The organism is Propionicicella superfundia DSM 22317, assembly GCF_000423465.1.
GTDB lineage: Bacteria > Actinomycetota > Actinomycetes > Propionibacteriales > Propionibacteriaceae > Propionicicella > Propionicicella superfundia.
Map to the genome: position 1 here is coordinate 491174 of NZ_KE384021.1, position 13161 is coordinate 504334.

A 13161-nucleotide genomic window follows, 5' to 3' on the forward strand; every position below is an offset into this window, starting at 1 on the left:
GGCTGCCCGCATGGTTACCAAGTCTCCGAAGGCGGCTCCCAAGCCGCCTCCTCCAGCACCCGGTTTCCTGGAGAGTTGGTTCGGGATCGCACAGCGGGGATCGACCATCGGCCGTGAGGTACGTGGCGGTCTTGTGACCCTGTTCACGATGGTCTACATCGTGGCCCTGAACCCCCTCATCATCGGAACCACAGCAGACAAGGACGGCAATCTCGTCAGCGGGCTTCCCCTGAACGACGCGACGGGTGCCGTCATCCAGGACAACGTCGACACGACGAAGATCATGGTCGCGGCTGCGACCGCCCTCATCGCCGGACTGATGACCATCCTCATGGGTGTCGTCGGCCGGTTCCCGATCGGCATCGCGACCGGCCTCGGCCTCAATGCCGTGCTCGCGTACGTCATCGCTCCGCGGATCACCTGGGCGCAGGCCATGGGCCTGGTCGTCTGGGAAGGCATCCTGATCACGATCCTCGTGCTCACCGGATTCAGACAGATGGTGTTCCGGGCCGTGCCCGCGCATCTACGGACCGGCATCTCCGTCGGTATCGGCCTGTTCATAGCCCTGGTGGGCCTCGTCGACGCCGGCTTCGTGCGCAAGGCGTCCGGCACCCCGCTCGAACTGGGCGTCAACGGCAGCCTCATGGGGTGGCCGCTGGCCGTGTTCGTCATCGGCCTGCTGCTGCTGGTCGTGCTCTACGTGAAGCGGGTCAAGGGGGCGATGCTCATCGCGATCGTGTCGGGCTCGGTTCTCGCCGTCGTCCTGCAGGCGTTCCTGCATCTGCCCGGCCAGTCGGAGGACAGCCTGGGCTGGAGCCTGGCCATTCCGTCGTTGCCGCAGGCGAGCGACTTCGTCGTGCCCAACCTCGGGCTGATCGGCCGCGTCGACATGCTCGGTGGTTTCACCGGCGGCCCGACCGTCGTCCTCGGCCTCGTGCTGCTGGTGTTCTCCCTCATGCTCGCCGACTTCTTCGACACGATGGGCACCGTCGTGGCTGTGGGCGCGGAGGGCAATCTGCTGGACGCCGACGGGAATCCGCCGCGCGTGGGTCAGATCCTGCTCGTCGACTCCATCGCCGCCGCAGCCGGCGGCCTGGGGTCCGTGTCGTCGAACACGTCCTACATCGAATCCGCCGCGGGTGTCGGGGAGGGTGCACGGACCGGTCTGGCGTCGGTCGTCACCGGTGTCGGGTTCATCCTCGCCCTGTTCCTGTCGCCGCTGGTCCAGATGGTCCCGTCGGAGGCGGCGGCGCCCGCCCTGGTCTTCGTCGGCTTCTTGATGATGAGCGCGGTCAAGGACGTCGACTGGCAGGATCCCGAGATCGGCATCCCGACGTTCGCGACGATCATCCTCATGCCGTTCGCCTATTCGATCACGGCGGGCATCGGCGCGGGGTTCCTGCTGCACGTGTTCATCAAGCTCGTGACCGGCAAGGGCAGGCAGGTGCACTGGCTGCTGTACGTGGTCGCGGTGCTCTTCCTCATCTACTTCGGGCAGGGTCTGCTGATGAGCCTGATCCCGTCGTCGTGAGGCACGGGGACGATCTCTGACCGATATCGCCGGGACGGGCCGCACGGCCCTCCCGGCGATGTGCGTCGTGCGGCCCGTTCGCGGTCACCGGCGCGCACGAACGGAGACGGCACAAGGCCGGATCGGCGAGTCCGTCGATCCGGCCTTGTCGGCTCTGTGGCGTCGTGCCTAGTCGCCCTGGGAGCCCCAGTATCCGTCGGCGGCGAACAGCTCGTCGAGGCACTCGTCGAAGATGCCCGTCTCGTAGGCGAAGTCGAGAACGGTGTACCGGTTCCGGATGGTCTGGGCCGCGAGGTAGGCGGCGCGCATGTCGGCCAGCGTGAGGCCCACATCGCGCGGATGCGTCGGCGCGGCGAGCACCCGGAGCTGGTCGGCGAACTCGGAGGCGGGCTGCAACTGCTCCCGCAGCTCCTGCGACAGGGTCGGCCACACCTCCTTGGCCAGGTTCAGCCGTGCGCGCATGGCCTCGGCGTCGACGTGCTTCGCGAGGCTCTGGGCGACCGCCTCGTCCACGAGGTCGGGGTGCGGGAAGACGCTGCGGACGTACGCCTCGCGCTCCTGCTCCGTCGGCCAGGATGCCAGCCGGGCCTCGACATCCAAGGTGCTGAGGTCGCGGGCGAGGATCCGCTCGTACAGTGCCGCGATGGCGACCGTGCCGAGGCCGACCTTGAGCCCGTGCGACAGCGGCGGGTCCCAGTCGCCGCCCAGGTGCAGCATCTCCCAGTAGTGCGACATGATGTGCTCGGCGCCCGAGCCGACCCGCGACGAGTTGTAGGCCTGGATCGTGAGTCCGGACAGGATGAGCGCCTGCCCGAGCTCCGCGGTCGCGTCGGGGTCGCCTGCTGCGACCTCGCCGGCACGCGCGAGCGCGTGGCGGAACGGCTCCTGCAGGAACGGCCAGAGCGTCCAGTCGATGGCCTCGATGCCGAGGCGATCGGCGATCAGCCAGCACGCGCCGGACGGGATCTTGCCCAAGAGGTCGCCGTAGCCGCTGGCGCGCATGATGGCGGGGGCCGAACCGAGCACCTCCGAGTCGGCCACGAGGGCGATCGGCGCGTCGCACGGAAGATTCTTCTTGTACCCGTTGACGGTGATCGGCGCGCCGGACGCCACGTAGCCGTCCATCGAGGACGCCGTCGCGACGACCATGTAGCGGCGTCCCAGAAGCGACGAGGCGCGCTTCACGAGATCGTTGATCGTGCCGGATCCGACCGCGATGGCCGCGACGTCGAGCGGCTCGAGGAAGGCTTTCACCAACTCGACGTTCTCGGCCGTCGCCTGCACGCGCGTCGGGTTGCCCGGCACGCGGAGCGCGTCGAGCACCGGGCGGCCGGTGGCACGAAGGGCGGCGTCGACGCGCTCCCCGGCCACCCCCCACGTGATGTCGTCGGCGACGACGACCACGGCCGCGTCCCCGAAGTGGGTGGTGACGACCTCGGCCAGATGGGTGAGGGCATCAGGCCCGATCACCACCTGTTTTGTCAGTGTCGCCAGTGGAAGAGCGGCATCGATCACGCTCACGGTTCGTTCCTTCTCTGCGTTCGGTTACTTGTTTCGCCTGTGTTGTCTTCGTGGAAGGGGGCCGTGGGCACCTGCTGCCCACGGCCCCCGCTCGGCTCAGATCTCCTGGCCGATCTTCTTCGTCCAGCCCATCGTGAGCTCCCGAGCCTCACGCCAGCCGTGGTAGTGCGCATCGGCCCAGTCCTTGGACTGCTGCGGCTCGAAGACCCGCTCGGCCTGCCACTGGGAGGCCAGGTGGTCGAGCGACTCGAAGATGCCGGTCGTCAGGCCGGAGAGCAGCATCGTGCCGAAGACCGTCGCCTCGGAGATCCGCGGCCGCACGACCGGGATCTGGAGGATGTCGGCCTGCAACTGGCACAGCAGGTTGTTCTTCACGGCGCCACCGTCGACCCGCAGCTCGGGGATGGCGTGAAGACCGCTGGCCAGGAAGGCGTCCACGAGGTCGCGCGTCTGGTACGCCATCGACTCGACCGCGGCGCGGATGATGTGCAGGCGCGTGGTCGCGTTGCTGATGCCGGCGATGACCGCACGGGCGTAGGGATCCCACGCCGGGGCGCCGAGACCGGTGAAGGCGGGCACGAGGTACACGCCGCCGGTGTCGGGAACCTGGCCCGCGTACCACTCCGAGTCGGGAGCGGCGTGGATCAGGTTGAGGTCGTCGCGCAGCCACTGCATGGTCTTGCCCATGGCGAAGAGGACGCCTTCGATCTCGTACGTCTTCTGGCCCTGCACCTTCCATGCGACGGACGCCGTCAGGCCGTCCACGCGGGCGACCTCGGCGCCGACGTTGATGTCGAACACGCCGGCGGTGCCGTACGTCATCTTGCACTGACCCGGCGAGTACGCCGCCTGGCCGAACAGGCCTGCCTGCTGGTCGCCCAGCACCGACGCGATGGGCACGGGCGAGCCGAAGGACGCCTCGATGTCGCCGAAGATCGAGTCGGACGGGACGATGTCGGCGAGGAGATGCCGCGGGATGCCGTAGGCCTCGAGCAGCTCGGCGTCCCAGTCGAGGTCCTCCATGCTCATCATCATCGTGCGGGCACCGTTGCTCACATCGGTGACGAAGGACTTGCGGCCGGTGAGGTTCCAGATGAGCCACGTGTCGATCGTGCCGGCGAGGAGCTCGCCCTTCTCGGCACGCTCGCGGGCGCCCTCGACGTTGTCGAGGATCCAGGCGATCTTGGAGGCCGAGTAGTAGGCGTCGGGGATCAGGCCGGTGCTCTCCTCGATCTTGTCGGCGAGGCCCTTCTCGACCCACTTCTCGACGACGGGCGTGCTCTGGCGGGAGGCCCACACGATCGCGTTGTAGATCGGGCGGCCGGTGTCCTTCTCCCACACCAGCGCGGTCTCGCGCTGGTTCGTGATGGCGACCGCGGTGAGATCGGCGGGCGTCAGCTTCGCCTGCCGCAGGGCGGCACGCATCGTCTCGTACTGAACGGTGAGGATTTCCATCGGATCGTGTTCGATCCACCCCGGCCGCGGGTAGTGCTGCGTGAGCTCGCCGGCAGCGAGCCCCAGGACGTTGCTGTTCTCGTCGATGATGAACGTGCGGGCGCCGGTCGTGCCCTCGTCGATGCCGAGGATGTACTTAGCCATGTGTTTGCCTTTCAACGGTGAAAGTGGCCGGTCTTCGAATATGGACGGGGCCTGGTGCGTGGAACCCGTCCGGTGGTGCTGGGGGGACTAGTCGTGTCGGTCGTCGTGCATCGTTCGACCGCACCCGGGACGTCACGGTCCCGGGCTGACGGACGGGCTGCCCGCTAGTCCTGCACCCCCCACAGATCGATGGCAGCCCCGAGTTCGGCGTATTGCCGTGCCGCCTCGCGGAGGTCCCTCCCTTCCTGAACGGCGGCGATGGCCTGGTGGAAGGCGCGGACGCCTGCGGCCGGGCCTTGGGGATGGCCCGCGATGGAGCCACCCGCTCCCAGGACGATGTCAGCGCCGAGATCGTCCAGGTAGCGCTTCAAGGTGCCGGGGTGAACCCCGCCACCGATGACCGGCATGGCCGGCTTCAGCCCCGGGCGAGGTGTGGAGATCGCCCGGGTGGTCTGGAGGTACGCGAGCCGACGCAGGGGGTAGCCGCCGAACGGTGTCGTCACGAGGACGAGGTCGCACCCGGCGAGCCGCGGGAACAGGCCGGTGGCCAGCGCTGCCGTGGTCCCCGAATCGGGACCCTCGAAGTACACGGCCGAACCGGCGAAGTGCCCGAGGACGGGCACGCCGATCTCGGCGGCGAGCTCCTGCACCGTGCCGTACCCGACGGTCGCGTACGTCACCATGACGGCGCGTGCGCCCGCATCGACCGCACGCCTCGCGTTGTCGCGGACCCGGCTCGGGTTGTCGGTCACGTTGCAGATGTAGATCGTCTCGTGACCGGTCTCCTCGAAGGCCTGCCGGGCTGCGGTCGTGTAGGCCTTGACCCGGTCGGCGATGGGCGAGAACGGCGGGTTGCCGAGCAGCTCGTCGTCCTTGATGAGATCGATGCCGCCGAGGGCCACCTCGCGGAAGATCGCCGCGCCCGCCTCGGGCGACAACCCGGTGCACGGCTTGATCATGTTCAGAAGGAGGGGACGGTCGTGCACCCCCACCAGGTCGCGAACGCCCGCCATGCCGAACCGCGGCCCGCCGAACTGCTCGGCGTAGCCGTCGGGGAACTGGAGGTCGACGAGCTTGGCCGTCACGGACGTGGAGGCGTCGTTGCCCAGCAGTGTGGTGAACAGCATCGGGAAGTTCGCCCCGAAGTTCACGGTCGGCAGTGCGATGGTGAGCAGGTAGCCGAGGCGCTGCGGCGGCTCAGGGCCGTCGACGTCGATCGGCGGTACCTGCGTGATGGAGACGACACGTCCACTGTGTCGCTCTCGCATCTCGTCGGTGACGCCGGGCACCTCCACCCAGGTGCCGATGGTCTGGCCGATCGCGAACGCACGGGCCTTGGCCGTGACGTCGACGGACGCGTCCAGTTCGAGGTAGTAGGTTGCAAGCAGGAAGTCCTCGTGGCGAATCGCCTCGATGGACACGTGCACGTCGAACACCATATTGCCGCCCTTGGTAATGGTCTGTACATGACCATACAGGTAGGGTGTGGCCAGTCAAGTGCTCATGGGAGAGACTTTGCATATGTTGCCAAAGCAGCTGATCGGGTGTAGTTCGAAGAGCTATTTCTCACTCGCGGACGCGCGTCGTTGGGCGGAGGTCGCCCGGCCCAGGATTCTGGAGGACGGCGGTGACGGCGTCTACCTGTGCGTTCCGTACCCGCTCGTCCCGCTGTTCACCGACGCGTTCGCCGGTACCGCCGCCGAGGTGGGCGTCCAGGACGTGTCGCAGTACGGCTTCGGCGCGTACACCGGTGAGGTCAGCGCGGGCCTGTTGGCCGAGATGGGCGTCCGCTACGTCATGCTCGGCCACCCGGAGCGCAAGCGGTACCTGCGTGAGACCGATCAGATGATCGCCAAGAAGACCATGCAGGCCGTGAACGCCGGCATCGTGCCCGTCCTCATCGTGGGCGAGCCGTCGCCCGACGACGATTCGCGCCCCATCATCCAGCACCAGTGCGAGTCGGCGCTGGGCGGCCTGCCGTCGGGCGCCGAGGTGCTCATCGCGTACGAGCCGGTGTGGGCCATCGGACAGCCCGAGCCCGCGCCTCCGTCCCACATCGTGAGGGTGGTCTCGATCCTGCGCGACGTCTTGTCCCGATTCGACGCCGACACGCGCATCGTCTACGGCGGCAGCGCCGCGGTCGGCACGTTCAGCGACATCGCGGCCGCCGCCGACGACCCGGCAGGGGTCCCCGACGGGATCTTCCTCGGGCGCAGCGGCCTCGATCCTCACGGCTTCCTCGCCACCCTCGCCGAAGTCCGCGCCGCCACGAGCAGCGCAGCCGCGAGCAGCGCCGCCACAAGCAGCTAGGAGTCACGAAATGCCTGTCGCCAACACCCTCGAACTCGTCCGCGCCGCCCAGGCCGGCGGGTATGCGATCCCTGCGGTCAACATCGTCGACGAACTCTCCATGCGTGCGGTCGTCGAGGCGGCCGAGGAGGCGCGGTCCGCGATCATCCTGCAGACGTCCGTCAAGACCGTGAAGGCGTCGGGGGCCGAGCCCCTGTCCTTCCTCGCGAGCCACCTCGCCGATCGGTCCAGCGTGCCGGTCGCCCTGCACCTGGACCACTGCCCCGACCGGGCGGTCATCACGACCGCCATCGAGGGCGGATGGTCGTCAGTGCTGTTCGACGCGTCGGACCGGCCCCTCGACGCGGCCCGTGCCGAGACGGCGGAGGTGTGCGCCGAGGCGCACGCCGCCGGAGTCACGGTCGAGTCCGAGATCGAGAACATCGTCGGGGTCGAGGACGGCGTCGGCAGCGACGAGCTCACCCATTCGTACTCCGTCCCGACGCTGCTCGAGGTGGCGCAGGAGACGGGCACGGACCTGCTCGCGCCGCAACTGGGCACGGCTCACGGGCTGTACAAGGCGGATCCGGTCCTGCGCTTCGACCGGGTGCGCGAGATCCGTGCTCTGAGCGACATCCCGGTCGTCCTCCACGGAGGCACCGGCCTGTCGCCGGCCGACTTCGGCGAGTTCATCGCCGCCGGCGTCGGCAAGATCAACATCTCGACCGCGCTCAAGCTGGCGTACATGAAGGCGTGCAAGGCCCACCTCGAAGAGGCCGAGCGCGTCGGCAAGTGGGAGCCGGTGAAGATGTTCGACCAGGTCAAGCTCGCCCTCGTGACCGAGATCGGCGCCCACATCGCGCTGTTCGGCTCGGGCGGGAAGATCTGAACGTGGGGAAGGCGCTGCTCCTGGATTGCGACGGCGTCCTCGCCGACACCGAGGAGTTCGGACACCTCGTGGCCTTCAACCAGGTGTTCGACGAGTTCGGATACCCGTTCCGGTGGTCGAAGGAGGAGTACGCCCGGCTGCTGAAGGTCGGTGGCGGCAAGGAGCGCGTGCGGGCCTACGCGACCGCGACGGGCGTCGACCTGGGGTTCGACGGCGACCTCGTCGTCGCCTCGACCGCGATCCACCGCCGCAAGACCGAGATCTACATCGAGCTCGTGACGACCGGCCGGCTTCCGGAGCGTCCGGGCATCCGGCGACTCGTCGACGAGGTGCTGGACGCGGGGTGGACGGTCGCCGTGGCGTCGACGTCGGCGCTGGAGAGCGTCAGATCGGTTCTGCGGGCGGTCGTCGATCCGGAGGCGTTCGCGAGGGTCGCCGGGATCTTCGCCGGCGACGTCGTGGAGAACAAGAAGCCCGCCCCGGACGTGTACCTTCTCGCGCTCGACGCCCTGGGGCTCGACCCCGCGGACACGGTCGTCATCGAGGATTCCGAGGCGGGCGCGGCCGCGGCCCACGCAGCGGGCCTGAAGCACCTCGTGACGCTGAGTTCGTTCACGGGTACCGACGCCTTCCCCGATGCGACCGCGGTCGTGGACTCGCTCGGCGATCCGGGGGTTCCCGTCCGGGTGCAGGACGGCCTCGATGTCCGCAACGCGGCCGGCCTGATCGATCGCGCGAGCCTGGAACGAATCCTCGCGAGCTGAGGGACGTGGGCCCGTGTCCGCGGGCCCACGGGCGGGTCAGTCGGCGCTGTAGCTGAACTGAAGCCGGATCTTGTCGCCGCGGAACACGATCCGCGAACGCTCGAAGATCGTGCCGTTGGACGACGCGATGGTCTGCGTCAGCAGCAGCAGGGGACTGTGCCGCGGCACCTGCAGCGCCCGCGACTCGGCGGACGACGCGCTGGTGATCTCGAGGGTCTCCTCGACATCGCCCATGAGCAGGCCGTAGTGCTCGGCCAGGGCGACGCAGAGCTGGACGTCTATGACGTCCACCTCCTCCAGGCCGGGCGCGAGCGCCTCGGGCACCTCGGAGGTGTGCAGGCTGATGGGCTCGCCGTTGGCCAGGCGCAGCCGCTTGATGAGGTACACCGGCGCGTTCACGTCGACGCCGAGCGCCGTGGCCGTGGTGCTGGCCGCAGGGACGACCTCGCGGGACAACAGCCGCGTGTCGGTCTGGTAGCCCTGCTGTTCGAGTTGCCGGCGAATCCCCTGGTAGCCGACAGGAGAGCGCGTCTTGATCTTCTGCGGGGCGACGAACGTCCCCTTGCCCTGCACCCGGAAGACGAGTCCCTCGTTGGCCAGTTGCGCGATGACCTGACGAGCCGTCATGCGACTGACCCCGTAGATCTGGTTCAACTCGTTCTCAGACGGTATCTTCTGAGACGGCTTCCATTCGCTGGACAGGATCTTCTGTCGGAGGATCTCCGAGAGCTGCGCGTACAGGGGGATGGCGCTGTCGCGGTCCAGCAGGGATGTCATCGGCCACCTGGTCTCGAACTTGAGGTAAACGGTTTGAGCATACACAACATGTGCGGGGAAGCCGCGCAAGGCTTGACCGGCACGACTTGCGCACCTAACGTCGCAAGTGGCAGCACGTACCTGTATAGTCTTGTATAGTCAAGTATGCCATACCGCGTCGCCGATGCGCGCGTGGCTTTGCAGAGCAAAATTCGATGGGGAGTTCAATGCCGGAGATCACGCCGCTTTCTGCCTCAGCACCCTGGGTAGAGCTTCGTACCACTGATGAAGACTGGGAGGCAGCGGATCCGAAGCTGCTTCTCAACATGCACGCGATGTTGCATCTCATCCGAGCCTTTGAGGAGGAGGTGCTCGACCTCGCCAGCCAGAAGCTGATCAACGGTCCGGCCCACTCCAGCATCGGCCAAGAGGCCGTCGCGGTCGGGTCCGCCCTTCCGCTCGTCGGCCCCGACCAGATCAACGGGTCCCACCGCGGACACCACCAGTTCCTGGCCAAGGCCATCGGCTACGTGGCGCCCGACGGCCTGGACCCCCGCGCGGAGTACTCCGACGACGTCCGCACGGTGATCTACCGCGCCATGAGCGAGATCGCCGGGCTCAAGGCCGGATACTGCCGCGGGCGCGGCGGCTCCATGCACCTGCAGTGGAAGGAAGCCGGCTGCATGGGGACCAACGCCCTCGTCGGCGGCCAGGTTCCGTTCGCGACCGGTTTCGCCTGGGCGCACAAGGCTGCGGCCACCGACAACGTCTCGGTCACCTACTTCGGCGACGGCGCCGCGAACATCGGCTCCGCGCTGGAGTCGTACAACCTCGGTTCGGCCTGGACCCTTCCGGTCTGCTTCTTCATCGAGAACAACCAGTACGCCGTCTCGACGAGCGTCGAGGAGGCCACGGGCGATCCGCGGCTGTCCGCCCGCGGGCCGGGCTTCGGCCTGCCCTCGTGGCGCGTGGACGGCATCGACGTCCTCGCGCTGTACCTGGCGACCGAGCAGGCCGTCAGCTACATGCGCAACGGCGGCGGCGCGACCCTCATCGAGGCCGTCGCGTACCGGTACCTGCACCACAACGGCCCCTTCCCGGGCAGCGCGTTCGGCTACCGCTCGAAGGAGGAGGAGCAGGGCTGGCGGGAGCGCGACTCCATCGAGCAGGTCGAGCACTGGCTGGTGAAGCGCGGCATCCTCACCGAGGACGAGTGCAAGGCGGCGCGGAAGATCGCGAAGAGCACGATGGTGGCGGTCTCCGGCGAGATCACCGAGCCCGATCCCGAGGGCAAGCCGGGTTCCAAGCGGATCCGTCCCGAGCTGTGGCCCGATCCCGGGTTCATCGACGTCGGCATCCGCGGCGACCTGTCCGGGCTGGAGGGCGCCACGTTCAAGGAGGCGGCCGACTTCAGCGCCGACGAGCTGGAGGACAAGCGCTTCCTGGACACCATCGCCGACGGGCTCCGGCACCGCATGGAGGCCGATGATCACGTCCTCACCCTCGGCGAGGACATCCACAAGCTCAACGGCGGATCCCGCGGCGCGACCAGAGGCCTGGCCGACGAGTTCCCCGGCCGGGTCATCGGGACGCCGATCTCCGAGAACGCCTTCACGGGCTTCGCGGGCGGCATCGCTCTCGACGGCCGCTACTACCCGATCGTCGAGCTGATGTACGGCGACTTCATCTGGGTGGCGGCCGACCAGCTCTTCAACCAGATCGGCAAGGCCCGGCACATGTTCGGCGGCGACCATGACATGGCCATGGCCATGCGCATCAAGATCGGCACCGCCACCGGCTACGGTTCCCAGCACTCCATGGACCCGGCCGGAATGTTCGCGACCTCGGTGGGCTGGCGGATCATCGCCCCGTCGACGCCGCTCGACTACGTCGGCATGCTGAACACGGCGATGCGGCTGAAGGACCCGGTCGCCATCCTCGAGCACGACGCCGACCTCTACCGCTTCGTCGGCAGCGTCCCGAAGGAGGACCTCGACTACTGCATCCCGTTCGGGAAGGCCGCTGTGCGGCGGTCCGGCTCGGCCGTCACCGTGCTGTCCTACCTGTCGATGGTGCAGCGCTGCGTGGACGCGGCGGAGCAGTCGGGCGTCGACGCCGAGGTCATCGACCTGCGGTGGCTCGACCATGCCTCTCTGGACTGGGACACCATCGGCGAGTCGATCCGCAAGACCGGCCGGGTTCTGATCGTCGAGCAGGGCTCGGAGCAGACCTCCTACGGTGTGTGGCTGGGCGACGCGATCCAGCGACGTTTCTTCGACTGGCTCGATGCCCCTGTGGAGCGGGTGAGCGGCGGCGAGGCGTCGCCGAGCATCTCGAAGGTGCTGGAGTACGCGGCCCTGGCACAGACCGAAGACATCGTGGCCGCGCTCAAGGCCTTCTGAGAAGCGGGGGATAAGAGAGAATGGCTACCTACCTGAGAATGCCCGGAGTGTCGGCCGATGCCGATGACGCCGTCCTGGGCGAGTGGTACGTCGCGGAGGGCGACTCGGTGTCCGAAGGCTCGCCGCTGTGCGCGGTGGAGACCGACAAGGCCAACGTCGACGTCAACTCCGAGGCCGATGTCTCGGTCTTCCGGCTGCTGGCCGAGGCCGGCGCGACCGTGACCGTGGGCGATCCGATCGCCGTCCTCCTCAACGAGGGCGATGACGCCGCCGCAGGGCAGAAGCTCGTCGACGATCTTGGTGGCGGGGCGCCCGCGTCCGCGCCGGCCGAGGCCGCCGCGCCGCAGGCCGAGGCGGTCGAGGAGGCCGCACCCGCAGCGTCCGCAGCGGCAGGCGGGTCGGGCACGCGCGTCTTCAGCTCGCCGCTCGCCCGCAGGCTCGCCGCCGAGGCGGGGTTGCGTGTCGAGGACATCGCCGGCACGGGTCCGAACGGCCGCGTCGTCCGGGCCGATGTCGAGCGTGTCGTCGCCAGCGCGCCGCAGCCTGCTGCGGCTCCGGCCCCGGTGGCCGCGCCGGCCCCGGTGGCCGCGCCGGCCCCGGTGGCTCCGGCGGTCCGGGCGGTTCCGGCCCGGGCGACCGAGGGCGGATACTCCGACACGCCGCACACCAAGATGCGCAAGGCGATCGCCTCGCGGCTGGTGGAGAGCAAGACGACCGCACCTCACTTCTACCTCAAGGCCAGCCTCGTCGTGGACGACCTGCTCGCGTTGCGCGCGCAGATCAACGCGGCGGGCGATGTCAAGATCTCGGTCAACGACCTCATCGTCGCGGCAGCGGCGAAGGCGCTGGCCGCGTTCCCGCAGATGAACGTCATCTGGACCGACGAGGCCATCCGTCAGTTCGCCGACATCGACGTTGCGGTGGCCGTGCAGACCGATCGCGGTCTCATGACCCCTGTCGTGCGCGGCGCTGACCGGCTTGCCCTCGGGGAGTTGAGCGCCACCATCAAGGATCTGGCGACGCGGGCGGCCGACAACAAACTGCAGGCCTCCGAACTGGCCGGCGGGACCATGACCGTCACGAACCTCGGCATGTTCGGTATCGAGGAGTTCGCGGCGATCATCAATCCGCCCCAGGCTGCGATCCTGGCTGTCGGCGCTGCCACTCCGACGCCTGTGGTCGAGGACGGAGAGGTCGTCGTGAAGAGCGTCCTCAAGGTCGTCCTGTCGGTGGATCACCGGCCCGTCGACGGCGTGCTCGCCGCCAAGTGGCTCGGTGTGTTCAAGTCGTTCGTCGAGGCGCCGTTGCGGATCCTCGTCTGAACGCAGGGCGGTGCGACGCGTCCGCTTGCTCCTTCCGCGTCCCCGTCCTTCTTGACCGATGCCCGTCGTCCTTCCGTGGACGGCGGGC

10 protein-coding genes are annotated in these 13161 nt (G+C 68.4%); 6 read left to right on the top strand and 4 right to left on the bottom strand.

Annotated elements, in window-relative coordinates:
- The first annotated feature begins 10 nt into the window (after positions 1–10).
- Positions 11–1531, top strand: coding sequence for an NCS2 family permease (locus tag G555_RS0112160; protein ID WP_084635226.1), 1521 nt, complete (start codon positions 11–13; stop codon positions 1529–1531).
- A gap of 168 nt (positions 1532–1699) precedes the next feature.
- Here the strand turns inward: G555_RS0112160 and G555_RS0112165 are convergent, their stop codons facing one another.
- The 3 genes from G555_RS0112165 to G555_RS0112175 all read right to left on the bottom strand — a co-directional run bounded on the left by G555_RS0112165 (position 1700) and on the right by G555_RS0112175 (position 6090).
- Complete coding sequence (locus tag G555_RS0112165) at positions 1700–3052, bottom strand: sn-glycerol-1-phosphate dehydrogenase (protein WP_028709067.1); 1353 nt, start codon at positions 3050–3052, stop codon at positions 1700–1702.
- A gap of 96 nt (positions 3053–3148) precedes the next feature.
- Positions 3149–4651 carry an FGGY family carbohydrate kinase gene (locus G555_RS0112170; RefSeq protein ID WP_028709068.1) on the bottom strand — a complete coding sequence of 501 codons (1503 nt, stop codon included), beginning with the start codon at positions 4649–4651 and terminating at the stop codon, positions 3149–3151.
- A gap of 164 nt (positions 4652–4815) precedes the next feature.
- Positions 4816–6090 (bottom strand): RuBisCO large subunit C-terminal-like domain-containing protein, encoded by a 1275-nt coding sequence (locus tag G555_RS0112175; RefSeq protein ID WP_028709069.1) that lies wholly within the window; start codon positions 6088–6090, stop codon positions 4816–4818.
- Positions 6091–6172: 82 nt separating this feature from the next.
- Between G555_RS0112175 and G555_RS19785 the strand changes: the two genes are divergently transcribed.
- The 3 genes from G555_RS19785 to G555_RS19790 are packed head-to-tail and all read left to right on the top strand — an operon-like array spanning position 6173 to position 8593.
- Entirely contained in the window at positions 6173–6961 is a 789-nt protein-coding gene (locus G555_RS19785) for a triose-phosphate isomerase family protein (RefSeq protein ID WP_051208982.1), read from the top strand.
- Positions 6962–6971: 10 nt separating this feature from the next.
- Entirely contained in the window at positions 6972–7829 is an 858-nt protein-coding gene (locus G555_RS0112185) for a class II fructose-bisphosphate aldolase (protein WP_028709070.1), read from the top strand.
- Positions 7830–7831: 2 nt separating this feature from the next.
- Positions 7832–8593: an HAD-IA family hydrolase gene (locus G555_RS19790; protein WP_036922532.1), complete on the top strand. Its 762-nt coding sequence runs from the start codon at positions 7832–7834 to the stop codon at positions 8591–8593.
- 36 nt (positions 8594–8629) lie between these two features.
- Here the strand turns inward: G555_RS19790 and G555_RS0112195 are convergent, their stop codons facing one another.
- The gene (locus G555_RS0112195; RefSeq protein ID WP_036922535.1) at positions 8630–9370 is read right to left on the bottom strand and encodes a GntR family transcriptional regulator; all 741 of its coding nucleotides are present in this window, start codon (positions 9368–9370) and stop codon (positions 8630–8632) included.
- 314 nt (positions 9371–9684) lie between these two features.
- Here G555_RS0112195 and G555_RS0112200 point away from each other — a divergent pair, with 314 nt between their 5' ends.
- Complete coding sequence (locus G555_RS0112200) at positions 9685–11751, top strand: alpha-ketoacid dehydrogenase subunit alpha/beta (protein WP_245581266.1); 2067 nt, start codon at positions 9685–9687, stop codon at positions 11749–11751.
- A gap of 20 nt (positions 11752–11771) precedes the next feature.
- The gene (locus G555_RS0112205) at positions 11772–13073 is read left to right on the top strand and encodes a dihydrolipoamide acetyltransferase family protein (RefSeq protein WP_028709073.1); all 1302 of its coding nucleotides are present in this window, start codon (positions 11772–11774) and stop codon (positions 13071–13073) included.
- Positions 13074–13161 lie beyond the last annotated feature (88 nt).